Annotated in this window: 22 protein-coding genes and 1 pseudogene; 14 read left to right on the top strand and 9 right to left on the bottom strand. The window is 61.0% G+C overall.

Annotated elements, in window-relative coordinates:
- The first annotated feature begins 29 nt into the window (after window positions 1-29).
- Window positions 30-383: a VanZ family protein gene (locus tag V1273_RS12625; RefSeq protein WP_334382888.1), complete on the top strand. Its 354-nt coding sequence runs from the start codon at window positions 30-32 to the stop codon at window positions 381-383.
- Between the two features lie 161 nt (window positions 384-544).
- On the opposite strand, the gene V1273_RS12620 is transcribed toward V1273_RS12625, so the two are convergent.
- The 5 genes from V1273_RS12620 to V1273_RS12600 all read right to left on the bottom strand — a co-directional run bounded on the left by V1273_RS12620 (window position 545) and on the right by V1273_RS12600 (window position 5025).
- Window positions 545-928, bottom strand: coding sequence for a DUF1236 domain-containing protein (locus V1273_RS12620; RefSeq protein WP_334367986.1), 384 nt, complete (start codon window positions 926-928; stop codon window positions 545-547).
- Window positions 929-1066: 138 nt separating this feature from the next.
- On the bottom strand, window positions 1067-1954 hold the full coding sequence (locus V1273_RS12615) for a 2-hydroxy-3-oxopropionate reductase (RefSeq protein ID WP_334409792.1): 888 nt from the start codon (window positions 1952-1954) through the stop codon (window positions 1067-1069).
- A 27-nt stretch (window positions 1955-1981) separates the two neighbouring features.
- Entirely contained in the window at window positions 1982-2767 is a 786-nt protein-coding gene (gene hyi / locus V1273_RS12610) for a hydroxypyruvate isomerase (protein ID WP_334367984.1), read from the bottom strand.
- Between the two features lie 15 nt (window positions 2768-2782).
- Window positions 2783-4582 (bottom strand): glyoxylate carboligase, encoded by a 1800-nt coding sequence (gene gcl, locus V1273_RS12605; protein ID WP_334409791.1) that lies wholly within the window; start codon window positions 4580-4582, stop codon window positions 2783-2785.
- 191 nt (window positions 4583-4773) lie between these two features.
- The gene (locus V1273_RS12600) at window positions 4774-5025 is read right to left on the bottom strand and encodes a PepSY domain-containing protein (protein ID WP_334367982.1); all 252 of its coding nucleotides are present in this window, start codon (window positions 5023-5025) and stop codon (window positions 4774-4776) included.
- Window positions 5026-5192: 167 nt separating this feature from the next.
- Between V1273_RS12600 and V1273_RS12595 the strand changes: the two genes are divergently transcribed.
- Window positions 5193-6611, top strand: coding sequence for an APC family permease (locus tag V1273_RS12595; protein WP_334409790.1), 1419 nt, complete (start codon window positions 5193-5195; stop codon window positions 6609-6611).
- 14 nt (window positions 6612-6625) lie between these two features.
- Here V1273_RS12595 and V1273_RS12590 read toward each other — a convergent pair whose 3' ends face one another.
- The 3 genes from V1273_RS12590 to V1273_RS12580 all read right to left on the bottom strand — a co-directional run bounded on the left by V1273_RS12590 (window position 6626) and on the right by V1273_RS12580 (window position 10970).
- The gene (locus V1273_RS12590) at window positions 6626-7687 is read right to left on the bottom strand and encodes a ketopantoate reductase family protein (RefSeq protein ID WP_334409789.1); all 1062 of its coding nucleotides are present in this window, start codon (window positions 7685-7687) and stop codon (window positions 6626-6628) included.
- 141 nt (window positions 7688-7828) lie between these two features.
- Window positions 7829-8677 carry an IclR family transcriptional regulator gene (locus V1273_RS12585; protein WP_334382894.1) on the bottom strand — a complete coding sequence of 283 codons (849 nt, stop codon included), beginning with the start codon at window positions 8675-8677 and terminating at the stop codon, window positions 7829-7831.
- Between the two features lie 127 nt (window positions 8678-8804).
- A complete protein-coding gene (locus V1273_RS12580) occupies window positions 8805-10970 on the bottom strand; it encodes an acetate--CoA ligase family protein (protein ID WP_334409788.1) in 2166 nt (721 codons plus the stop codon).
- 219 nt (window positions 10971-11189) lie between these two features.
- Here V1273_RS12580 and V1273_RS12575 point away from each other — a divergent pair, with 219 nt between their 5' ends.
- The 3 genes and pseudogenes from V1273_RS12575 to frc all read left to right on the top strand — a co-directional run bounded on the left by V1273_RS12575 (window position 11190) and on the right by frc (window position 15020).
- Window positions 11190-11885 carry a GntR family transcriptional regulator gene (locus V1273_RS12575; protein WP_051379524.1) on the top strand — a complete coding sequence of 232 codons (696 nt, stop codon included), beginning with the start codon at window positions 11190-11192 and terminating at the stop codon, window positions 11883-11885.
- Between the two features lie 66 nt (window positions 11886-11951).
- Window positions 11952-13683: pseudogene (gene oxc / locus V1273_RS12570) on the top strand (oxalyl-CoA decarboxylase).
- Between the two features lie 59 nt (window positions 13684-13742).
- On the top strand, window positions 13743-15020 hold the full coding sequence (frc, locus tag V1273_RS12565; RefSeq protein ID WP_334409787.1) for a formyl-CoA transferase: 1278 nt from the start codon (window positions 13743-13745) through the stop codon (window positions 15018-15020).
- Window positions 15021-15449: 429 nt separating this feature from the next.
- Here the strand turns inward: frc and V1273_RS12560 are convergent, their stop codons facing one another.
- Window positions 15450-15674, bottom strand: coding sequence for a hypothetical protein (locus V1273_RS12560; RefSeq protein ID WP_334367975.1), 225 nt, complete (start codon window positions 15672-15674; stop codon window positions 15450-15452).
- 152 nt (window positions 15675-15826) lie between these two features.
- Here V1273_RS12560 and V1273_RS12555 point away from each other — a divergent pair, with 152 nt between their 5' ends.
- The 9 genes from V1273_RS12555 to V1273_RS12515 all read left to right on the top strand — a co-directional run bounded on the left by V1273_RS12555 (window position 15827) and on the right by V1273_RS12515 (window position 24898).
- Window positions 15827-15964, top strand: a complete 138-nt coding sequence (locus V1273_RS12555; protein WP_334367974.1) for a hypothetical protein — start codon at window positions 15827-15829, stop codon at window positions 15962-15964.
- A 540-nt stretch (window positions 15965-16504) separates the two neighbouring features.
- Window positions 16505-17515 carry a Bug family tripartite tricarboxylate transporter substrate binding protein gene (locus V1273_RS12550; protein ID WP_334367973.1) on the top strand — a complete coding sequence of 337 codons (1011 nt, stop codon included), beginning with the start codon at window positions 16505-16507 and terminating at the stop codon, window positions 17513-17515.
- Window positions 17516-17595: 80 nt separating this feature from the next.
- Window positions 17596-18093, top strand: a complete 498-nt coding sequence (locus tag V1273_RS12545) for a tripartite tricarboxylate transporter TctB family protein (RefSeq protein WP_334367972.1) — start codon at window positions 17596-17598, stop codon at window positions 18091-18093.
- A gap of 33 nt (window positions 18094-18126) precedes the next feature.
- Entirely contained in the window at window positions 18127-19629 is a 1503-nt protein-coding gene (locus tag V1273_RS12540) for a tripartite tricarboxylate transporter permease (protein WP_334367971.1), read from the top strand.
- Window positions 19630-19833: 204 nt separating this feature from the next.
- The gene (oxlT, locus tag V1273_RS12535) at window positions 19834-21126 is read left to right on the top strand and encodes an oxalate/formate MFS antiporter (RefSeq protein ID WP_334367970.1); all 1293 of its coding nucleotides are present in this window, start codon (window positions 19834-19836) and stop codon (window positions 21124-21126) included.
- A 282-nt stretch (window positions 21127-21408) separates the two neighbouring features.
- Complete coding sequence (locus tag V1273_RS12530; protein ID WP_065748322.1) at window positions 21409-21840, top strand: CBS domain-containing protein; 432 nt, start codon at window positions 21409-21411, stop codon at window positions 21838-21840.
- 160 nt (window positions 21841-22000) lie between these two features.
- Window positions 22001-23089, top strand: coding sequence for a ketopantoate reductase family protein (locus tag V1273_RS12525; RefSeq protein ID WP_334409786.1), 1089 nt, complete (start codon window positions 22001-22003; stop codon window positions 23087-23089).
- A 286-nt stretch (window positions 23090-23375) separates the two neighbouring features.
- A complete protein-coding gene (locus tag V1273_RS12520; RefSeq protein WP_334409785.1) occupies window positions 23376-23984 on the top strand; it encodes a hypothetical protein in 609 nt (202 codons plus the stop codon).
- 158 nt (window positions 23985-24142) lie between these two features.
- The gene (locus V1273_RS12515; RefSeq protein ID WP_334409784.1) at window positions 24143-24898 is read left to right on the top strand and encodes a response regulator transcription factor; all 756 of its coding nucleotides are present in this window, start codon (window positions 24143-24145) and stop codon (window positions 24896-24898) included.
- The last annotated feature ends 78 nt before the right edge of the window (window positions 24899-24976 follow it).

The following is a 24976-nucleotide window of genomic DNA, read 5'->3' as shown; positions in this document are numbered from 1 at the left end:
CCGCACAGAAATCGTGCTATGCCATTCCGATGACGATCATCCTTCGACTATTCGCCTGGGGCCTTGCCGCGGCAATCGCCTTCGCGACGCTCGGTCCGGCGGAACAACGGCCGCATTCAAACCTCGGGCAGAACGGGGAGCATGCGCTTGCCTTTGTGCTGCTGGGGCTCGCCTTCGGATTGGCCCACACGCGCAACCGGTTGCACACGGCGGCCTTCGTCATCGCTTACACCGGCCTGATCGAAATCCTGCAGTTCTGGGCGCCGGGCCGGCATGCCCGTATGGAGGACTTTGTGGTCGACGCGCTGGCAGCATCCATCGGGCTTGCGGCTGCTATGGTGCTCGACAGGAAGATCAGGCGATCGCGCCATAGCGCATCGTGACAAGAAAAACCCTCGCGGGACGATCGCCCGCGAGGATGGCTCAGTAAGAGCTGCGTTCGTTAGAGCGTTTTCCAGCGAAGTGGACACCGGTTCGCGTCAAGAAAACGCGTTAAAACAAAAATCTAGAGCCCGGTTCTGATTCAATCAGAACCGAAAAGGCTCTAGTCGAGGATCCTGACAACCCTGCGCGTGCGCGGCTCCACGATCACGCGACGATCGTTGACCACCGCATAGCGGTATTCGGTGTATCGCGGCACCGTGCGCAGTTGGACGGTCGGCGGCAATGGCTCGCCCACTACGACATGCTCACGAACCACGACAGAGCGGTCTCGCGGGACCGAATTGATCACGGCGTTCGGAATTTCCACGGCCGCGCCGAGCGCAGCACCCACGGTGCCGCCGACGATCGCGCCGACCGGGCCACCGACTTCAGCGCCTGCGGCGGCGCCGTCCGCGGCGCCTTGCGCGGTTGTCGATTGAGCGAATGCCGCACCAGAGGTCAGCAACGAAGCGGCAATCAGTGAAACGGCCAAACGATTATTCATCACATTCTCCAGTAAATTGATGATGACGTGTCTCAACCGCCGGAGGCGTGAGAAGGTTCCGGTTCCAATGCGGCAGCAAAAAGGGCCGCGCCGAAATTTCGGCGCGGTTCCAGTCACAGGGAGGAGTACAGAGATCGATCAGGCTTTGGTGATTTCGTGGCTCGCCATCATTTCGAGCGCGCGCACCATTCCCGAATGGTCCCATGCCTTGCCGCCTTGAGCGGTACAGGAGCTGAACAATTGCTGGGCCAGCGCCGTGCTCGGCAAGGAAAGGCCGAGCGCACGCGCGCCTTCCAGCGCCAGGTTGAGATCCTTCTGGTGCAGCTCGATCCGAAAGCCCGGCTCGAAATTGCGCTTCACCATGCGCTCGCCGTGCACTTCGAGAATGCGCGACGATGCGAAGCCGCCCATCAGCGCCTTGCGCACCAGCGCCGGATCCGCGCCGGCCTTCGATGCAAACAACAGCGCCTCGCCGACCGCCTCGATCGTCAGCGCCACGATGATCTGGTTGGCGACCTTGGTGGTCTGCCCGTCGCCATTGGCGCCGACCAGGGTGACGTTCTTGCCCATCTTGTCAAACACGAGCTTCATCGCGTTGAACGCTCGCTCCGGTCCACCGACCATGATGGTGAGGCTCGCCGCCTTGGCGCCGACCTCGCCACCGGAGACCGGTGCGTCGAGATAATCGGCGCCGAGCGCCTCCACCTTCTTGGCAAATTCCTTGGTGGCGAGCGGCGAGATCGAACTCATGTCAACAACGATCTGCCCCTTGGAGAGGCCCTCGGCGACGCCGCCGGGCCCGAACAAGACTGCCTCCACATGCGGCGTGTCAGGCACCATGATGATGACGACGTCGGCCTTCTCGGCGACTTCCTTGCCCGATTTGCAGACCTCGCCGCCGGCCGCAACCAGCTCTGGTGCGATGGGTCCGACATCGTGCAGGAACAGGTGATGGCCGGCGGCCTGCAGATGGCCCGCCATCGGGCGCCCCATGGTGCCGAGGCCGATAAAGCCGATATCGATCATTTCAACTCCCCTTATTTCGTTTCTTGTTCAGGTATCGGCCGTCAGCGCCGCGTGCCAACCAAGGCCCTCGACCGTCGTCGTCCTCGGCTTGTACTCGCAACCGATCCAGCCGCGATAACCAATAGCGTCGAGATGGCGGAACAGGAAGGGATAGTTGATCTCGCCGGTGCCCGGTTCATTGCGGCCGGGATTGTCGGCGAGCTGCACATGGGCGATGCACTGCAGATGCTTTTGCAAACTTCGCGCGATGTCGCCTTCCATCACCTGCATGTGGTAGATGTCGTACTGCACGAACAGATTGCTCGAGCGCACATCGGCAATGAGCTGAAGCGCCTGTGCGGTCTTGTTCAGGAAAAAGCCGGGTATGTCGATCGTGTTGATCGGCTCGATCAGGAGCTTGATCTGCTGCTTGGCGAGCGCGTCTGCCGCAAAGCGCAGATTGCCGATCAATGTCTCGTTGAGATCGACCGCATCAGCGCCGTCAGGCGCGATGCCGACGAGGCAATTGAGCTGGCGGCAATCGAGCGCCTTGGCGTAATCGATGGCGCGTCCGACGCCGTCACGAAATTCGTCGACGCGATCGGGCAGGATGGCGATGCCGCGCTCGCCGGCCGCCCAGTTGCCAGCGGGGAGATTGTGCAGCACCTGGGTCAGGCCGTGCTGGTGCAATTGCTCGCGCAGCTCGGCCTTGTCGAAATCATACGGGAATAGATATTCGACCCCGTTAAATCCTGCCGCCTTGGCGGCCGCAAAGCGATCGAGGAACGGCTGCTCGCCGAACAGCATCGTGAGATTGGCGGCAAATTTCGGCACGATCAGATTCTCCCCTTATGCCGGCAGCAGCTTGCCGGATTGCGGCGCGCTCGCTTTGGCCGGGGTGTCGTCCAGCGGCAGATCGAGCACCTCCTCGAACTCAATGATGTTGTCGATCTCGGTGCCCATCGAGATGTTGGTGACGCGCTCGAGAATGAATTCGACCACGACAGGCACCTTGAATTCTGCCATCCATTCGCGCGCGGTCGCGAACGCCGCCTGCGCATGGTTCGGATCGGTGACGCGGATCGCCTTGCAGCCGAGCCCCTCCGCGACCGCGACATGGTCCACGCCATAGACCCCGATCTCGGGTGCGTTGATGTTCTCGAAGGAAAGCTGGACGTGGTAGTCCATGTCAAAACCGCGCTGCGCCTGGCGGATCAGTCCGAGATAGGAGTTGTTCACGACGACGTGGATGTAGGGCAGCTTGAACTGCGCTCCGACCGCGAGCTCCTCGATCAGGAACTGGAAATCGTAATCGCCTGACAGCGCAACGATCTGGCGCGACGGATCGGCCGCGCGCACGCCAAGTGCCGCCGGCAATGTCCAGCCGAGCGGGCCGGCCTGCCCCGCATTGATCCAGTTGCGCGGACCGTAGACGCCGAGGAATTGCGCGCCGGCGATCTGCGACAATCCGATCACGCTGACGTAGCAGGTGTCGCGCCCGAACGCCCTGCTCATCTCCTCATAGACGCGCTGCGGCTTGATCGGCATGTCGTCGAAATGGCTCTTGCGCAGCATCGTGCGCTTGCGGTCCTGGCACGCCGCCGGCCATGCCTGCCGCTCCCTCAGCTTGCCGGCCTTGCGCCACTCCCTGGCGACCGTGACGAACAATTCCAGCGCCGCCTTGGCGTCGGAGACGATGCCGAAATCGGGATTGAACACGCGTCCGATCTGCGTCGGCTCGATATCGACATGCACAAATTTGCGACCCTTGGTGTAGGTCTCGATCGAGCCGGTGTGCCGGTTGGCCCAGCGGTTGCCGATGCCGAGCACGAAGTCGGATTGCAGCATGGTCGCGTTGCCGTAGCGGTGGCTGGTCTGCAAGCCGACCATGCCCGCCATCAGCACGTGATCGTCGGGAATAGCGCCCCACCCCATCAAGGTCGGAACCACGGGAACGTTGACCATCTCGGCGAACTGCACCAGCAGCTCGGACGCGTCGGCATTGATGACGCCGCCGCCCGCCACGATCAGCGGCCGCTCCGCCGCATTGAGCATGTCGAGCGCTTTCTCGATCTGCTTGCGGGTCGCCGCGGGCTTGTAGACCGGCAGCGGCTCATAGGTCTCGTCGTCGAATTCGATTTCCGCAAGCTGCACATCGAGCGGCAGGTCGATCAGCACCGGCCCCGGACGCCCGGAACGCATGATGTGAAACGCCTGGCTGAACACCCGCGGCACCAGCGCCGGCTCGCGCACGGTGACCGCCCATTTCGTCACCGGCTTGGCAATTGCTTCGATATCGATCGCCTGAAAGTCTTCCTTGTAGAGCCGCGCCCGCGGCGCCTGCCCGGTGATGCACAAAATCGGGATCGAATCCGCGATCGCCGAATAAAGCCCGGTGATCATGTCGGTGCCGGCCGGACCCGAGGTACCGATGCAGACACCAATATTGCCTGATTTGGCGCGGGTATAGCCCTCGGCCATGTGCGAAGCGCCCTCGACATGGCGCGCCAGGATATGCCCGATCGAGCCGCGCTTCTTCAGCGCGGAGTAAAGCGGGTTGATCGCCGCACCGGGAACACCGAAGGCGATGGTCACGCCTTCCTTCTCCAGGATCCGCACAGCCGCATCGATCGCCCGCATCTTCGCCATGTCGCGCCTCGCTCACCAGTGTTGGCTCTGGCGGCGATCTTCGTGGCCGTGAGACGCAATCTCAACGCGGGTGATTTTATTTCCCGCGGAGTGGAAGGGAGTAGAAAATACGCGACAAATCAGGCGCTTGGTTCACGAACGTGGTGGAAAGCCTGTGAGGACGCCGTTGCGAGGAGGATTTGCGCCCGAACTCAGTCCAGATTCTTCCGCTTCAACTTCATCTGCATATCGAACTTGAGGTCATACTTCTTGCCGTCCGCGCAGACGGCGTCATCGACCTCAAACTGCTGGTCGTCTTCATCCATCTCGAGCTTGCCGCCTGAACATCCCTCGACCTGAACCGCAGCGACAAGCTTTGCGCGCTCGTCTTCAGTGACCGCGCGATCGGCGAGCGCAGGAAGCGCCGACAGGACCAGTATCGCAGTTGATGTGATCAATCGCATATCAAGCCCTCCTGAGATCCGCTTCGAGCCAGCAGTTGAATGCCTGCGGCTGGCAATGGTTCCGGATTTCAGCCAATTCGCACTGCCGAAACCCCAGGCAGAATTATTGCACAAGGCCTTCAACTACCAGTAGACTGCGCTGGCGCCACCGATAAAAAGGACGTGCGATGACCGATGTCCCCATGAACGCCGGTGCTCAATCGATCGCCGCCGAACCGAGCCTTCGTAGGGTGATGGGCCCCTGGCTGCTCTTGCTGTTCATCGTCGGCGATATTCTCGGCACCGGAATCTATGCGCTCACAGGCCAGGTGGCGAAGCAAGTCGGCGGTGTCGTGTGGCTGCCTTTTGTGGTTGCGTTTGTGGTCGCCCTCGTGACCGCGTTCAGCTATCTCGAACTGGTCACGAAATATCCAAAAGCTGCGGGCGCGGCGCTCTACACTCACAAGGCTTTTGGTATCCATTTCGTCACGTTCATCGTTGCATTTGCGGTGATGTGCTCGGGTATCACCTCGGCATCGACCGCTTCCCGGGCTTTCGCCGCGAACATGTCGAACGCAATGGGCCTCAACCTATCGACCCTTGCCATCACGATTACCGGTCTCGCTTTCATGGCTGTCGTTGCCGCGATCAATTTCCGTGGTGTTGGCGAAAGTCTGAAAGCTAACGTCGTTCTCACCTGCGTGGAGCTGACGGGACTGCTGATCATCATTGTGATCGGCCTTTGGGCGATCGGGTTGGGCCAGGGCGATGTCTCGCGTGTCATGCAGTTTCGTTCGACCGCTGACGGCGGCATGTTCTGGCCGGTGATTGCCGCGACCACGCTCGCTTTTTTTGCCATGGTGGGCTTCGAGGATTCGGTCAACATGGCCGAGGAATGCAAGGATCCAAGCCGTCACTTTCCAAAGGTGCTGCTTGCAGGCCTCGTGATTACCTGTCTCATCTATGTCCTTGTCTCGGTCTCGGCGATCACCCTGGTGGCGCCGGAGCAATTGGGCGAAGGCGAAACACCCCTTCTGAAGGTCGTCCAACAGGGCGCGCCAAATTTTCCGATCTGGATCTTTGGATTCATCACCATGTTTGCCGTGGCCAATACCGCTCTCATCAATATGCTCATGGCCAGTCGCCTTGTGTATGGCATGAGCCGCGAGCATGTGCTTCCGCCAGCTCTCGGGAGAGTACACCAGACGCGGCGGACGCCTTATGTCGCCATCGGCTTCACGACCTTGCTGGCGTTTGCTCTGATCACGTTCGTCGGTGAGGTGCCGGCACTCGGAGGCACCACCGCGCTGCTTTTGTTATGCGTTTTCACGGTGGTTAATGTTGCGGTGCTGGTGCTTCGGCGCGACTCTGTAAGTCATCAGCACTTTCGCACGCCGACCATTCTGCCGATCCTTGGCGCTGTGTTTTGCGCTTTCCTCGCCAGTCCCTGGACCGGCCGTGACCCCGTTCAGTACCGGGTCGCCGGTGTCCTGATCGGGGTGGGCATCGTTCTGTGGCTCATCACGATCATGCTCAACCGGATGAGCGGGATAACGAGAATAGAGCCAGATATGGAACATTTAGGTCGCGGCGGGCCCGTCAACTAGACGACGCTGGCCGCTCAGTTCATCCGCAATTCCGTGATGTGCCGCGGATCGGGGCTCAGTTCGCCGCGCTCCACGCGCTTGACAATATCCGTCAGCGCGGCGTTTGCAGTGCAGGCGATGCCGAGTTTCTCGCCCTCTCGCACGACAAAACCGTTGAGGAACTCGATCTCCGTGCGGCGGCCCTTCTGCATGTCCTGACCCATCGAGGGGCGCTGCTGGGAAGACGTGCGCTTTGAGTCCTTGAAGCGCTGCTCGTCGCAGGCGCGCATGGCTTCCTCGTCGCCCTCGCCGGCGCGCGCGATCATCTCGGGCGTCAGATGCAATATCTCTTCCAGTTGATAGCCATGCGCCTGCCCGACGCGGATCGCTTCGCTGCCAAGCCGGGTGGAGAACCGACGGAGCGGCTCGCTTTGCAGGATTTCGGCGCCCGGCAGGCCGGTGCAGGCCGAGAGCCCGTTGCCCATGACGTTGGCGACCAGTTTCGACCAGCGCTCACCCCATAGATTCTCCGTCACCTTGGCGCTGTCGGAATAGCCGACCAGGCGGCAAACTTCTTCCGCCCGCGGCGTGATCCGGCCGTGCACTTCGCCGGCGCGAAACACCGTGTGCGCCGCCCCGCCCTTGCCGGCGCCACGGTGGATATGGCCGGGCTCCGGCAGGTTCACCGTGATGCTGCTGGCAATGCAGCCCAGCGTCTTGCCCCAGCCGACGATGCCGGCAATCGTCTCCTCGTTCATGCAGTTCTGCAGCGACACGACATAGCCGTCCGGCGCCAGATATTGCTGGATCAACATAGTGGCCCACGCGGTGTCGTAGGATTTCATGCAGACGAAGGCGATGTCGACCGGCTTCTCCCTGGCGAGCCGCTGCGCATCCGTGACGTGAAGCGCGCGTACGGGCACCGAGAATTCCGCGACATCCATCGCGTGGGTGACGCGCAGCCCATGCTTTCGCATGTGCTCGACGTGCTCAGGCCAGGGATCGATGAAAGTGACGTCCTCGCCCGCCTGCACCATGTGGGCGCCGGCATACCCGCCGACGGCGCCTGCTCCGACGATCGCGATCCTGCGCGCCATGCTTTCCCCTGATCTTGTTTCCGTTGGAGGACAGTCTAGCGGATCGGATATTTCGGCCAAGTGGCGGCTCTGTATCAAAAGCGGAGCCGTGCCATGCGGCAATCATGGATTGCTTGTGGCTGCGCCACTCGCGGCCACGGCTCAGCCGGCCTTCGTCTCCGGCATCGCCCCACCAAGCGCCACCGTCAGTTCCGCCGCCACCTCCCTCACCGTCTGCCCCAACATCGGCAGGCGCTCATCCGTCAGGCGGCTGGTCATGCCCGAGACGGAAATCGCGGCCAAGGGCTCGGCGCAGTCGTTGTAGACGACTGCGGCGATGCAGCGCAGGCCCATGCAGGCTTCCTCGTCGTCGATCGCAAAACCTTGGCGGCGGATCTTCTCGAGTTCCTTGAACAGATCGCCCGGGCGCACGATCGATTTTTCGGTCAGCCGCGGCATGCCGTGATGACGGATGATCGCGCTGACGTCCTCGTTGGAATAGGTCGCCAGCACCGCCTTGCCGACGCCGGAGGCGACCATGGCGACGCGGCCGCCGACCTTGGTCAGCGAACGCATGATTTCGCGGCTTTCCATGCGCGTCAGCACGATGATGAATTCGTCGTCGACGACAGCAAGATTCGCCGTCTCCCGAGTCAGGTCGCGTAGCTTGCGCAGGTAAGGCACCGCCTGCGCCGTGAAGTTGCGGCGGCGGGCGAAGGTTGCTCCCACCGTGAAGGCGCGCGCACCGACATGCCATTTCGATTCGGTGCGGTCGAACTGCACGAAGCGGCGGCTTTCCAGCGTCCCGAGCAGGCGATGCACGGTCGAGGTCGAAAGTCCCGTGCGGATGGCGAGATCGCTGAGGCGATAGCCTTCGTCGTCTTCAGCCAGCGTCTCGATGATCGAGAGCGCACGATCGACGGACTGCACGCCGCCGTCGCGGGCGTTCTCGTCCTGGTCTGCACCGGATTTCGGCTCGATCGCCTTGCGCCGGACCACGTCTTTTCTCATCGCGACCTGCATCCATCAATCAGTCAGAGTGCCAGCGCGTCGAACGGCGAATGTCCGCTTGTTGTTATTCGTTGGACAAAAATGCCGCTTCGGAGAGCTTCCGAAGCGGCACTTATCGTTGATAAGCTCAGAGCAGGCCCGCGCCGCGCGCCCACTTGTACTTGGCCCCTAACACCTCGACCGGCAGTTCGGTCGAATAGGCATAGGCGGGGATGCCGTTCTGGTAGAGGTATTCGGCGGCTTCCTCGACCTCGACGTCGCCGGCGAGCGAGGCGACGATCGGCTTCACAAAGCCCTTGGCCTCCATCTCCTTCTTCACCTCGACCATGTTGCGGGCGAACACCATCGGCGGCGTCACGATGGTGTGCCAGTAGCCGAGGATCAGCGCGTGGATGCGCTCATCCGACAGGCCGAGCTTCACCGTGTTGACATAGGTGATCGGCGGCTCGCCGCCGGTGATATCCACAGGATTTCCGGCCGCGCCGAACGGCGGGATGAACTTTCTGAACGCGGCATCGAGGTCCGGCGGCATCGTCATCAGCGACAGGCCGTTATCGACCACCGAGTCCGACAGCAGCACGCCCGAGCCGCCCGCACCGGTGATGATCAGAATGTTCTCGCCCTTCGGCGTCGGCAGCACCGGCACGCCGCGCGCGAATTCGAGCAATTGCCGCAAGCTGCGGGCGCGGATCACGCCCGACTGCGCGAACACGTCCTCGTAGATCTTGTCGTTGCCGGCAAGCGCGCCGGTATGGGAGGATGCCGCCTTCGCACCGGCCGAGGTGCGGCCCGCCTTCAGCACCACCACCGGCTTCTTCTTGGCGACGCGCTTGGCAGCCTCCGCAAAGGCGCGGCCGTCCTTCAGGTCTTCGCAGTGCTGCGCGATGATCGCGGTGTTCGGATCCTGTTCGAAGAAGGCGAGCAGATCGTCCTCGTCGATATCGGACTTGTTACCGAGACCGACGATCGCGGAGACGCCCATCTTGGCCGAGCGCGAAAAACCGATGATCGCCATGCCGATGCCACCGGACTGCGACGACAGCGCTGCCGAACCCTTGACGTCGTAGGCGGTGCAGAACGTGGCGCAGAGATTGGCCGGCGTATAATAGAAGCCATAGATGTTCGGCCCCATCAGGCGGATGTTGTACTTCTTGCCGACCTCGACGATCTCGGCCTGCAATTCCGGCGCGCCGGCTTCGGCAAAGCCCGACGGAATCAGCACGGCACCTGGAATTTTCTTCTCGCCGCATTCGGCCAGCGCGCCGGCAACGAATTTTGCGGGGATCGCGAACACTGCGGTGTCAATTACGCCCGGAACATCCTTGACGCTCTTGTAGGCCTTGTAACCAAGGATATCGGCCGCCTTCGGGTGGATCGGATAGATCTCGCCCTTGTAGCCGCCGTTGATCAGGTTCTTCATCACGGAGTTGCCGATCTTGCCGTCCTCGGCGGAGGCGCCGATCACAGCAACGCCCTTCGGCTGCATGATGCGGTTCATCGCAGTGACGATTTCTTCGGTCGGGCGCGGCGCCGGACGCGGCTTGTAGTCGAAATCGACGACGATGCGCACGTCGGCGGCAATCGCGTCCTTCTTGGTGGCGAATACCGGATTGAGATCGAGTTCAACGATTTCGGGGAAATCGCTGACGAGCTGCGAGACCTTGACGATGACGTCAGCCAGCGCATCGCGGCTGACCGGATCGCCACCGCGCACGCCCTTCAGCATGTCATGGGCCTGGATGCCGTCGAGCATCGACAGCGCATCGTCCTTGGCTGCGGGCGCGAGGCGGAAGGTGATGTCTTTCAGCACCTCGACCAGCACGCCGCCGAGGCCGAAGGCGACAAGCTTGCCGAACGAACCATCGGTAATGGAGCCGACGATGACCTCGGTTCCACCGGCCAGCATCTGCTGGACCTGGATGCCCTCGATCTTGGCATCGGCCTTATACTTCTTCGCATTGGCGAGAATGGTGTCATAGGCCTTCTCGGCATCAGCCGCGGTCTTGACCCCGACCATGACGCCGCCGGCTTCGGTCTTGTGGAGAATGTCCGGCGAGACGATTTTCATCACCACAGGGAAGCCCATGCTGGATGCGATCTTGGATGCATCAGCGGCAGATTTGGCCACGCCCTCTTTAGGAACCGGGATGCCATAGGCATCGCACACCACCTTGCCTTCCGGCGCGGTAAGGCTCGTGCGCTTCTCGGCTTTCACCGTATCGAGCACCCGGCGGACAGCCTCTTGGGCGCTGGGCTCGGCGATCTTGCGGGCCGCATCTGCAGAATTTGACATTGGCTTCCTCCTGGGGCTAGTTTTATGGCATTTGGTATGCCAGAGATTAGATTGTCAAGACAAACTATCGTGCGGAAACAGCGAAAACACGGGCATCTTGACATCCTGGTATTTGGTATGCCAAAAATCTTCGGGTGTTTCTTCTGCTAAGAAGACGTCTCCAAAACAGGGAGGAGACGAGTCGTGCCCGCACGTAAACAAACCAAGGCGCCGCCTGTCATGGCTGAGGCAGATATCGCAATCGTTCGGATTGCGCCTGAGACGAGCTTCAAGAACAAGGCCTATGAGGCCTTGAAGGAAGCTATTCTCAAGATGGATATCTATGCGACGCCCGAGCAAGTGATGCTCGACGAGCGCGCGCTGTCCGAACGCCTCGGCGTCAGCCGCACCCCTATTCGCGAAGCCATCGCGATGCTGGAACAGGATGGCTTCGTCAAAACCGTGCCGCGTCGCGGCATCGTCGTGGTCCGCCGCACCAAGACCGAGATCGTCGACATGATCCGCGCCTGGGCCGCTCTCGAAAGCATGGCGGCGCGCCTGATCACGACCACCGCGCGCAAGAAGGACATCACCGCGCTGCGTGATTTCTTCAAGGATTTTGGCAAGGACCGGCTGCCGCAGGATCATGTCGAGGAATACTCCAAGGCCAACATCGCGTTCCATCAGGCGCTGATCTCGCTTTCGGAATCGCCGGTGCTGGTCGATTTGACCAACGATCTGCTGCTGCATGTGCGCGGATACCGGCAACTGACTATCGGACGCAAGGATCGCACCGCGACCTCGCTGCCCGAACATCTTGGCATCATCGAAGCGCTGGAAGCACGCGACACCGAACTCGCCGAGAAGCGCGCGCGCGACCACACGCTGGGCCTTGCCGCCTACGTCGAAGCGCACGGGCAGGAACTTTTTAGCTAGACGAACCTTCGCACCAGAAGACGACGAAAAATCGTCCGAACCAAAACGATCAGGGAGATGAAGCCCATGCTGAATACCGCGACCAAGTCCGAAGCACCGGGCACCGAGCAAGAGCTGACGGATGGCTTTCATCTCGTCATCGACGCGCTCAAGCTCAACGGCATCAATACCATCTATGGTGTGCCGGGCATCCCGATCACCGACCTCGGACGCATGATGCAGGCCGCGGGCATGCGCGTATTGTCGTTCCGCCACGAGCAGAACGCCGGCTACGCGGCCTCGATCGCTGGCTTTCTCACCAAAAAACCGGGCGTCTGCCTCACGGTGTCGGCGCCCGGCTTTCTCAACGGCCTCACTGCGCTGGCCCACGCCACCACCAACTGCTTCCCGATGATCCTGATCTCGGGTTCCTCCGAGCGCGAGATCGTCGACCTGCAGCAGGGCGACTATGAAGAGATGGACCAGCTTGCGATTGCCAAGCCGCTCTGCAAGGCAGCGTTCCGCGTGCTGCATGCCGCCGACATCGGCATCGGTCTTGCCCGCGCGATCCGCGCCGCGGTGTCGGGACGCCCGGGCGGCGTCTATCTCGACCTGCCGGCCAAACTTTTCGGCCAGGTGATGGACGCCGGCGCCGGCGCGAAGTCGCTGGTGAAGGTGATCGACGCAGCCCCCGCCCAGATCCCTGCCCCGTTGGCCGTCAAGCGCGCGCTCGACGTGTTCAAGGGGCGCCAAGCGCCCCCTCATCATTCTCGGCAAGGGCGCGGCTTACGCACAGGCCGACAACGAGATTCGCGCCTTCGTCGAAAAGACCGGCGCACCTTTCCTGCAGATGAGCATGGCCAAGGGCCTGCTGCCCGACACGCACGCGCAGTCGGCCGGTGCCGCGCGCTCGACCGTGCTGAAGGACGCCGACGTCGTGATGCTGATCGGCGCCCGCCTCAACTGGTTGTTGTCGCACGGCAAGGGCAAGACCTGGGGCGATGCGCCGAAGAAATTCATCCAGGTCGACATCGAGCCGAAGGAGATGGATTCCAACGTCGAGATCGCGGCCCCTGTGGTCGGCGATATCGGCTCCTGCGTATCCGCTCTGCTCGAGGGCATGGGTGGCAACTGGCCGGCCGCGCCAGCCGACTGGGTCTCGACCGTCAACAAGAAGCGTGACGACAACGTCGCCAAGATGGCGCCGAAGCTGATGAGCAACGCTTCCCCGATGGATTATCACGGCGCGCTCGGCGCGCTGCGCACCATCATCAAGGAACGGCCGGACGCCATCCTCGTCAACGAGGGCGCCAACACGCTCGACCTCGCGCGCGGCGTCATCGACATGTACAAGCCGCGCAAGCGGCTCGACGTCGGCACCTGGGGCGTGATGGGCATCGGCATGGGCTATTCGATTGCGGCCGCGGTCGAAACCGGCAAGCCGGTGCTCGCGGTCGAAGGCGACTCGGCGTTCGGCTTCTCCGGCATGGAGATCGAGACCATCTGCCGCTATCAGCTTCCGGTCTGCATCGTCATCTTCAACAATGACGGCATCTACCGCGGCACCGACGTCAATACGGGCGGTTCCGATCCGGCGACGACGGTGTTCGTCAAGGGCTCGCGCTACGACAAGATGATGGAAGCCTTCGGCGGCGTCGGCATCAACGCCACCTCGCCCGACGAATTGAAGCGCGCCGTCAACGCGGCGATGGATTCCGGCAAGCCGACGCTGATCAACGCCGTGATCGATCCGGCGGCAGGCTCGGAGAGCGGCCGCATCGGCAACCTCAACCCGCAGAGCGTCCTGAAAAAGAAGTAACCAACGTCCATTCATTCAATCTGCATCACGCAGTACAGACACAGTACGGAGCAATGACGATGACAAAGGCGCTCACGGGCGTTCGTATTCTCGATTTCACCCACGTCCAGTCGGGCCCTACCTGCACGCAATTGCTGGCGTGGTTCGGCGCCGACGTGATCAAGGTCGAGCGCCCCGGCGTCGGCGACATCACCCGCGGCCAGTTGCAGGACATCCCGAACGTGGACAGCCTGTATTTCACCATGCTGAACCACAACAAGCGTTCGATCACGCTCGACACCAAGAACCCGAAGGGCAAGGAAGTCCTCACCGCGCTGATCAAGAGCTGCGACGTGCTGGTGGAAAACTTCGGCCCCGGCGTGCTCGACCGCATGGGTTTCCCCTGGGAGAAGATCCACAGCATCAACCCGAAGATGATCGTGGCCTCGATCAAGGGCTTTGGTCCCGGCCCATACGAAGACTGCAAGGTGTATGAGAACGTCGCGCAGTGCACCGGCGGCGCCGCCTCGACCACCGGCTTCCGCGACGGTCTGCCGCTCGTCACCGGCGCGCAGATCGGCGACAGCGGCACCGGCTTGCATCTGGCGCTCGGCATCGTCACCGCGCTCTATCAGCGCACCCACTCGGGCAAAGGCCAGCGCGTCACTGCAGCGATGCAGGACGGCGTATTGAACCTTGCGCGCGTAAAGCTGCGCGACCAGCAGCGCCTCGCCCATGGCCCGCTGAAGGAATACAGCCAGTACGGCGAAGGCATTCCGTTCGGCGACGCCGTGCCGCGCGCCGGCAACGATTCCGGTGGCGGTCAGCCGGGCCGCATCCTCAAGTGCAAGGGCTGGGAGACCGATCCCAACGCCTACATCTACTTCATCACCCAGGCGCCGGTCTGGGAGAAGATCTGCGACGTCATCGGCGAGCCCGGCTGGAAGACCCATCCGGATTATGCCAAGCCGGCGGCCCGCCTGCCGCGGCTGAACGAAATCTTCGCCCGCATCGAGCAGTGGACGATGACGAAGACAAAATTCGAGGCGATGGAGATCCTCAACAAGGACGACATCCCCTGCGGCCCGATCCTGTCGATGAAGGAGATCGCCGAAGACCAGTCGCTGCGCGCCACCGGCACCGTGGTCGAGGTCGATCACCCGACCCGCGGCAAGTACATCTCGGTCGGCAATCCGATCAAGCTGTCGGACTCACCGAGCGAGGTGACGCGCTCGCCGCTGCTCGGCGAGCACACCGACGAGATCCTGCGCCAGGTGCTGGGCTTCAGCGATCACCAGGTGGCGGAAATCCACGATTCCGGCGCGCTCGAGCCGCCGCGCAAGCAGGCGGCGGAGTAACGACGCCATCCGAACAGCACGAAAGGCCGCCGGTTTCGGCGGCCTTTTTGTTAGGGCGAGAAGCGGCGGCCACCTGCCACACCTCTCCCGCTCGCAACGAGATCGCATCGAAGATGCGGCACTTTGAAGGGCTGACAGCTTTATGAAGGCAAGCGGACGTTGGGATAGCAGAAGCAAGCTCGGCTCTGGGCCAAGAGCCGACATTGCATGCTAGAGCTGACATGAAACAATGACGCGGCCGGAGCGAGGTATCGATGCGTGCGATTGGATGGCTTGCTGCTTTGTTCGTCGTTAGTGCCGCTATGATGTTCGTTGATAAACTGCTTCAACAAGGTTGGACAGTCGTTGCCACCCTTCTTGGCATTGCCGGGATGATCAGCAGCGTCGTGTTGTTGTTAATCATCGCGCCCGGCGTTCTAAAATCTCATCTCAAAAATCGGTCACCACGGGGATCGACTTAGGCGGCTCGACCGCTTTGGGTCCACAAAGCTGACATCGCAGCAGGCAAAGAGCGAGGTCCTCGGCTTCAGCGATCACCAGGTCGCCGAAATCCACGATTCCGGCGCGCTCGATCCGCCGCGGAAGCAAGCGGCGGAATAAGCAGCCTGGGATTCTGGAATGCAAAGGCCGCCGGTTTCCGGCGGCCTTTTTCATTCTGGAGTGCCAGCATCTCGACCCATTGCTGCAATGCAAACGCCTGATTGCTGCTATGCAAACAAAGTTATTGTTGGTGGTATCTGGTATACATAAAGTCTTCCCGTATCACGAAAGCGGAGCTTCTCCGCTACTTCAGAAAGGGGACATCCATGTCCAAGACTGCATCCATCGGCCTCCTGCCCTCCGCCACCCTGTTCGGCCGCCTGATGGCTTCCATCGACCGTCTGCTGATCGCGAGCAGCCGCATTGCGGTTCGCAACGGCGACCTCCCCCCTTTCGGCCTCTGATGCTTCTACAATAAGAACTTTTTTGCGCGACACCGCGCGAAATCTAACAGCAACCATCGATTGCATTTCGATCAACGGCCCCGGTTTCCGGGGCCGTTTTCGTTCGCCGCTCACCGATTGCCTGTTTGGGCATCACCTGCGACAAATTGGCCTAGCCTCCTGTCGAAACCAAAAACCAGTTGCATCGTGGCATATCATATACAACAATTCTAAAAACGCCCGTACCAGAACAAGGGCGCATACCAGGGGGGAGCTAGGCCGTGCAGTCCGCAAGGGACAGCGAAGGCGATATCGCAAGGAACGGGCAGCGTGAGCGTGCCCACCCCCTCTTCTTGCGCCTCTCAGACTCACAATTGGCCGAAAGGAGCGGATGCCGCCCGATCAGGCCCCTCGTACAATTCGAACCCGCGGGAGTAGCGTCGAGGCAACCATTGCGGCGCGACGATCATGGGTGCATGAAGACCCGAAACGTTTGATCGGGAATGAACTTACCAAGCCGGCAAAGACCGGCGTAACCACAGTTCAACGGGAGTGAAGCAAATGAGGCGTTCTACACAACTTGCATTAGGGACGATTGCAGCGCTGTGCGCAGGCAGCGTCACGGCTCCTGCAATTGCGGCGTGGGAACCGGTGCGGCCCGTTGAATTCATCGTCCCCGCCGGCACAGGCGGCGGCGCCGACCAGATGGCGCGCACGATCCAGGGCATCGTCACCAAGCACAATCTGATGAAGCAGCCGCTGGTCGTCATCAACAAGTCGGGCGGCGCCGGCGGCGAAGGTTTCCTCGACGTCAAGGGATCGGGCGGCAATCCGCACAAGATCATCATCACGCTCTCCAATCTCTTCACCACTCCGCTTGCCACCGGAATTCCGTTTAGCTGGAAAGATCTCACGCCCGTAGCGATGCTGGCATTGGATGAATTCGTGCTGTGGGTGAACGCCGACAAACCGTACAAGACGGCGAAGGAGTACATCGATGCCGTGAAGGCCGCTCCCGCCGGCTCGATCAAGATGGGCGGCACCGGCTCGAAGCAGGAAGATCAGATCATCACTGTCGCCGTGGAAAAAGCCGTCGGCACCAAGTTCACCTACATTCCCTACAAGGGCGGCGGCGAAGTCGCCGTTCAACTCGTCGGCAACCACGTCGATTCGACCGTCAACAATCCGATCGAGGCGGTTGCGCAATGGCGCGGCGGCAAGCTGCGTCCGCTCTGCGTTTTTGACGCAAAGCCGATGGCCTACGATGAGCCGATCGCGGACGGCAAGGGCTGGAAGGACGTTCCGACCTGCAAGTCGGCAGGTCTCGACATGGAATATCTGATGCTGCGCGGTATCTTCATGGCGCCCAGGGCCACCAAGGACCAGGTCGAGTATTATGTCGAACTGTTCAAGAAAGTTCGCGCCACTCCCGAGTGGCAGGACTTCATGAAGAGCGGCGCATTCAACACGACCTTCCTGACCGGCGCAGAATACGCCAAATGGGTCGAGGCCGAGGACAAGCGTCATCAGGCTCTGATGAAAGAGGCCGGTTTCCTCGCTCCGAGCAACTGACCGAGAAGCACTGATCGATTGGGGTAGCAACGCAGACGGCGGGCTCGGTTTCCGCGGGCTCGATTGCGCATGGAGTTTCGATGACAACAGGCAGTTCGAGCAACACCGGCCCGACCCACAAGCTCGTGGAAGCGGGCGTCACCCTACTGATCGCTCTGTTCGGAGTGATCGTGATCGCCGGCAGCCTCAAGGCGGGGATCAATTGGGGCGCTGAGGGCCCCCGCGCCGGGTTCTTCCCATTCTATATCGGGCTTTTCATCGTCGCTTCCAGCGGGATCAATCTGTGGCACGGACTGCGCGAAGACAATGACGGACTGTTCGCGGAGTGGGGACAGCTTCGTCAGGTTCTCAGCGTCGTCATTCCCACCGGCATTTATGTCGGCTCCATGCCGTTCATCGGGCTGTACGTCTCTTCGACCATTTTCATCGCATGGTTCATGCGATGGCTGGGCAAATACAACTGGATCACCGTCCTGGCGGTGGCACTCGGCATGCCCCTCGTCACCTATTTGATTTTCGAGCGCTGGTTCATGGTCCCGCTTCCAAAGGGACCGTTGGAAGAGTGGCTCGACCTGTAAACAACGACGCACAGTCAGGATCGGATTATCGGGATGGAAGAACTCGTCAATCTTTTTCACGGCTTTGCGGTCGCGCTGCAGCCGTACAACATCATGCTGATGGTTATCGGCATCGTGCTCGGTGTCATCATCGGGGTGCTGCCGGGACTGGGCGGCGCCAATGGCGTCGCCATCCTGCTGCCGCTGACATTCAGCATGTCGCCCACGTCGGCCATCATCATGTTGTCCTGTATTTACTGGGGCGCGCTGTTCGGTGGAGCGATCACCTCGATTCTCTTCAACATACCGGGCGAACCATGGTCGGTGGCCACGACGTTCGACGGCTATCCGATGGCACAGCAGGGCAAGGCCGGCGAAGCACTGACCGCCGCCTTCACCTCCTCCTTTGTCGGTGCGCTGTTCGCCGTGGTCATGATCACGCTGGTCGCTCCCCTGGTCGCCAGCTTTGCGCTGCAATTCGGGCCTGCGGAAAAGTTCGCGGTGTATTTCCTCGCATTCTGCAGCTTCGTGGGCCTGAGCAAGGAACCGCCGTTCAAGACCATTGCGGCCATGATGATCGGCTTTGCACTCGCCGCGGTCGGACTTGATTCCATCACCGGGCAGTTGCGGTTGACCTTCGGCGTCACCCACCTGCTCAACGGCTTCGACTTCCTGATCGCCGTGATCGGACTGTTCGGCATCGGCGAAATCCTGCTGACGATGGAAGAAGGGCTGGCCTTCCGCGGCGGCACCGCCAAGATCAATTTGCGCGTGGTGCTCCAGACCTGGAAGGAGCTGCCCGCGTATTGGATGACCTCGCTGCGTTCCTGCTTCATCGGCTGCTGGATGGGCATCACGCCGGCGGGTGCAACGCCAGCCTCGTTCATGAGCTACGGCATTGCCAAGCGCGTCGCGAAGAAAGGCAGCAATTTCGGCAAGGGCGAGATCGAAGGCGTCGTTGCGCCGGAGACCGCGGCGCACGCCGCGGGTACAGCGGCCCTGTTGCCGATGCTCTCGCTCGGCGTGCCGGGCTCTCCGACGGCAGCAGTGTTGCTCGGCGGCCTGTTGATCTGGGGCCTGCAGCCCGGACCGATGCTGTTTGTCGAACAGAAGGAATTCGTCTGGGGCCTGATCGCCTCGATGTATCTCGGCAATATTGTCGGCCTGCTCGTCGTGCTCACCTGCGTACCGATTTTCGCAGCTATCCTGCGCGTGCCCTTCAGCATCATCGCACCCCTTATTCTGGTGCTATGCGCAATCGGTGCCTATTCGGTCCATAGCAGCACGTTTGACGTCATGCTGATGCTGGTGTTCGGCGTGATCGGTTATCTGCTCAAGAAGTGCAATTATCCCCTCGCCCCGCTGGTGCTGGCGATCGTGCTCGGCGACAAGGCCGAAGAGGCCTTCCGCCAATCGCTTCTGGGATCCCAGGGCTCGTTTGGAGTGTTCCTTTCCAATCCACTCGTCAGCACGATCATGATCCTGGGATTGATCGCACTGTTCTGGTCGGTCATTCAGGAAGGATATAGCCGCCTGCGATCTGCGGCGACCGCATGATTAAGCTCTAAGCAAAGCAATAGCTTAAGACGCTTCCGACGATGGGCCGCGCAACCCCGCGGCCCTTTTCGTTTGTGCAGCTTTCACCGACGCGGGGGAATTCTTAGAACACATGCAATTTTTCCCTTGTCTACTGGCATAACATATACCACACTTGCGCCGAGCTGTCGGGCAACGATAGAACAGCAGCCCTTTGGAGGAAAAATGACGGATACAGTGCACGGAGCAGCCCCCGTCGCGGAGGCGCGAGTGAGCGATGCCTATCGCTGGACTCAATTGGCCATCGGCGTCGCCGCGATGGTGATGATCGCGAACTACCAATATGGTTGGACGTTCTTCGTACCCGACATCCAGCAGAAATTCGGATGGGATCGCGCCTCGATCCAGTGGGCATTTACGCTGTTCGTGCTGTTCGAGACCTGGCTGGTGCCGGTCGAGGGATGGTTCGTCGACAAATACGGCCCGCGCCTCGTCGTCCTGATCGGCGGCATCCTCTGCGCCATCGGATGGGCGATCAACGCCCATGCGACCACGCTCAACGGCTTCTATCTCGGCATGATCATCGCAGGCATCGGCGCCGGTGGCGTGTACGGCACCTGCGTCGGCAACGCGCTTAAGTGGTTTCCCGACAAGCGCGGCCTTGCGGCCGGCATCACCGCCGCCGGATTCGGCGCAGGCTCGGCGCTGACGGTTGCGCCGATCCAGGCGATGATCAAGGACTCCGGCTTCCAGACCACCTTCCTCTATTTCGGCCTCGGCCAAGGCATCATCATCGTCATTCTCGCCTTCCTGATGTTCTCGCCGAAAGCGGGACAGGTGCCGACGGTGCAGAACAGCAACGTGATCCAGACCCGGCGCAACTATCAACCCACCGAAGTGATCCGTCAGCCGATCTTCTGGCTGATGTATTTCATGTTCGTGATCGTCGGCGCCGGCGGATTGATGGTGACCGCCAACCTGAAGCCGATCGCCGTCGACTGGAAGGTCGACAGCGTGCCGGTAACGCTGATGGCGGTGACGATGACGGCCGTGACGTTCGCAGCCACCATCGATCGCGTCCTCAACGGCCTGACGCGTCCGTTCTTCGGCTGGATCTCGGACATGATCGGCCGCGAGAACACCATGTTCATCGCCTTCGGCATGGAAGGCATCGGCATCTGGGGCCTCTACATGCTGGGCCACGATCCCGTCTGGTTCGTGCTGCTGTCGGGCTTCGTGTTCTTTGCCTGGGGCGAGATCTACTCCCTCTTCCCGTCGACCTGCACGGACACCTTCGGCGCGAAGTTCGCGGCTACCAATGCCGGCCTGCTCTACACGGCAAAGGGCACCGCAGCGCTGTTGGTGCCGGTGGCGAACTACATGCAGCAGTCGTCGGGCACCTGGGACACCGTGTTCATCGTAGCGGCCGGCGCGAACATCCTGGCCTCGCTGCTGGCGATCGCTGTGCTCAAGCCCTGGCGCAAGGTGGTGGTCGCCAAGTCGCAGATTGCGGCCTGACCTCACCGATCCATGGCAAGAACAAGACGCGCTCACCTCCGGGTGGGCGCGTTTTCTTTTGACGACCAGCGACCTCTGGTATACCTGACGCCACATGGGGCCGATAAAACCCGAGGCCCCTCCCCTGGAATGTCACGGCACGCTCCAAAAACGTCAATAATACTGCCTATTTATCTCGATCTTGGCTGCGAGAATTCCACGCTCCGCGTGTTGACAATTGGCATTATGTATACCAGACTTGATACCAGACTTGAAACCAATAGTTCACCCAAGGAGGTTGCCATGCAAGTCGGAGATATCCTGCGCAAGAAAGCCGCCCGTGTCGCAACGGTCCGTATGAACGAGACCGTCGCCATTGCCGCGCAATTGATGCGCTCCGGCAATATCAGCGCGCTTGTCGTCAAGGATGTCGTCCGCACCGAAGGCAACACGGCGGTCGGCATGTTCACCGAGCGCGACGTGGTTCGCGCGATTGCCGAACATGGCGCCGCCGGCGTGAACATGCGCGTCTCGCAATTCATTTCGGTGCAGCAGCTCGTCTCCTGCACCTCGGCGGATACGCTCGAGCATGTCCGTCACCTCATGAGCAAGCATCACATCCGCCACGTGCCGGTGATCGACAATTACAGCCTGATCGGCGTCATCAGCATTCGTGACATCACGACCGCGTTCGACGACGAAGCAACGCCCTACAAGCTGGTCGCGTCGGCCTGACCGGTCGCCTCGAACTCCGCCGGCATTTCCTGGGCGCACTCCCAGGGAAGCCGGCGGTATCGCACCGAACAATTCGGCTTAACTCCTGTCGCAAAGCAGGCGCTCGCAAATTTGCGCCGGAGTAGTGGCGCGCCGGAAAGCATTATCTGTGGGAGGGCGCATGGCGCGCAACATTCTGATCCTTGGAGCCTCGTATGGCTCATTGCTGGCGACAAAGCTTTTGATGGCGGGTCACAACGTGACCCTGGTGTGCCGGAAGAAGACGGCCGAGCTCATCAACCGCGACGGCACCGAAGTTCGCATCAAGCTGCGCGACGAGGCGGCGCACCGGCCGATCTTCTCGCGCGACCTGCCCGGGATCCTGGACGCGGTCGAGCCCGCCGACGTCGATCCTTCCCGTTATGATCTGGTCGGTCTTGCCATGCAGGAGCCGCAATACACCAACCATGCGATCCGGGCTCTGATGATCAAAATCGCCGAGGCGAAGCTGCCTTGCCTTTCGATCATGAACATGCCGCCCTTGCCCTATCTCAAACGGATCCCGGCGCTTGCGAAAATGGAGCTGGAGGAGGCCTATACCAACGCCGCGGTATGGGAACGGTTCGAGCCGGATCTGGTGTCGCTCTGCTCCCCTGATCCGCAGGCCTTCCGTCCACCGGAAGAGGCGGCGAATGTTCTTCACGTCGGCCTGCCGACAAACTTCAAGGCAGCGTCATTTGCGGATGAGAAACATAACTTGCTGCTTCGGGAGCTGGAGGCCGACGTCGATGCGGTGAAGGTGGATGGCCAGGACGTTCCGGTGAAGCTCAAAGTGTTCGATTCGATGTTCGTCCCTCTGGCCAAATGGTCGATGCTGTTGACGGGGAATTACCGCTGCATCACGCCGCAGGAGCCGCAATCGATCCGCGACGCGGTGCACGGCGATATCAATCTCTCGCAGTCGATCTACGACCATGTCGATGCCATCGCCCAGCGTCTGGGCGCCGATCCCACCGATCAGGTCCCTTTCGAGAAGTACGCCAAAGCCGCGGAAAGCCTTCTCAAGCCCTCGTCGGCGGCCCGGGCGGTCGCTGGTGGCGCACCTTCCATCGAGCGCGTCGACCTGCTGGTGAAGCTGATTTCGCATCAGCTTGGCGTACCCAATGCCGAAATCGACCGTACGGTCCAGATCGTCAATCAGAAACTGAATGAGAGCGTCGTGGCGGAAGCATCCGACGCGCCGCGAGGTGCTCCAATCTCAGTGACGTAGAGCCCGATCGGTTCTGATTGAGCTAAAACTGGCTCTAGTCTCTTGTTTCAACGCGTTTCTTTACGCGAACGGTCCCTGCTTCGCTCAAAAACGCGTTCGATCATTGGCCGCCGACAGGCCAATTCGAGCCCACCCCCCCGCATTGCGCACGGGCCCAGCGCCGCGGCGCGGGATGGGCGTTTAGCAACAGTTAAGACTTTTGCGCAAATGATAGACAACCAGCGCAACATTTTAGATCGCCGCAAGAATTGCGAGCGGACCTCAGGCCCTTTTTTGAGGGATTAGCATGAGAACGCTTCTCATTGGTGTTCTGGCTGCGACCCTGGTTGGCTGTAGCTGCCTTTTACCGCCGCAAGCAAGCATGGAAGCGTGCACGGACGCGAGTGGGTCCGGCTGTCTCAACGGGATGGCCGCCGGCCGGCCGATTGAACCGGCGCCAGCGTCATCCAAGACCCATTCCGCGACAACAAAAGCCAAGTCCACGATCGCGACGAAGACGGAAAAGCCGTCGGTTGCCGACGTCCGCGACAGGCCTCAACCCGCTGAGAAAAAGGCGAAGCCCGCCACGATCGAAGCGAAAGTCGAAGCTCCGACATCTGGTCGGCCCGCTCAGACGTCCGATCCGGTCATTATCAAGGCGAAGACCACGATTGCTGCGAAGTTGGAGGAGCCGGCGTCCGCCGAGTTCGGTGAGATGAAACGGGCCATCCGCAAAAATACGCTCGGGCAGTCCGTCGACACCATTTGCGGCCGTGTCAAAGGAAAAACGGCGTCGGGCGAAGATACCGGAGACAGGCCGTTTCTATATCTCGTAACGGAAGATGAAGCATACGTGGTCGATGGCCCCGCCAAGTCGGCTGCGGCGAGCGCGTACCGCAATATTTGCAGCAGCTAGCCTACGACGGAACCGCTGCCAAGAGATCTATTGCGACGGACCAGAAGGTCCTCTGACGATCTCTTGCGAGCGAAAGAGTGTGGTGGGGCACATTTGCTCCATGGAAATGGAAATCAAAACGTGTGGAGTGACAGCTAATTTCTGAATTCGGGGACATCATGGACGATTTTTCTAATCCCGCGGAACTGGCCTTGGTATCACAAAATTCGCCGGTGCTCGTGATCATCGAGCAACATGTCCTGGCGCGTACGTGCATCCTCAATATCCTCAAGAGAGAACTCACTGGATTCGAGATCGTCGAGATGGCAACGACTAGTGACCTGAACTGGCTATCCGGCAGAGACATCCGCTTGATTGCACTGAATATCGGGCACAAGCAGATCACTGATCCTTCGATCGAGGAGAGCCTCGCCTTCCTCGCAGAAACCTGCCCGAAAGCGTCGGTTGCCGTGTTGTCGAACCGCGACGACGATGCGACGGCTTCGGCCGCGATGCAACGCGGAGTGCGCGGTTTCTTTCCGACATCGATCCCGGTCGAACTCGCGATTGCCGGATTACGCCTGGTCCTTGCCGGTGGGGTCTACCGACCGTTACCGATCGTTGGGCAAAATGGAGGGACAAGCCACAAGACGATATCGGGATGCCCGGATACGTCCGAGCTGTTCGGAACTAACGAGGATAACGGCAACACCAGGATTGTGCCGGAGAAGGCAATGGTCGACCTTACGCCGCGCGAACAACATGTGCTCGAGGCGCTGCAGCTTGGCCTTCCGAACAAGTTGATTGCCGTCAGGCTCAACCTATCGGAAAACACCGTAAAAATGCATATTCAACGTATCATGCGAAAATGCTCCGCGCATAACCGCACCGAGGCGGTCGTTCGCTGGAGCCGGAGAGCCAACGGTCATGCCTAGAGCATGATCCGGAAAAGTGGGAACCGGTTTTCCGTCGCGACAAACGCGAACGCGTTTGCGCGGAGATCCTGCTCAAAT

Origin of the sequence: Bradyrhizobium sp. AZCC 1721, from assembly GCF_036924715.1 — a bacterium.
Classification (GTDB): Bacteria; Pseudomonadota; Alphaproteobacteria; order Rhizobiales; family Xanthobacteraceae; genus Bradyrhizobium.
The sequence above is the reverse complement of the archived record's forward strand: the minus strand, read 5'-3'. Positions and strand labels throughout refer to the sequence as shown.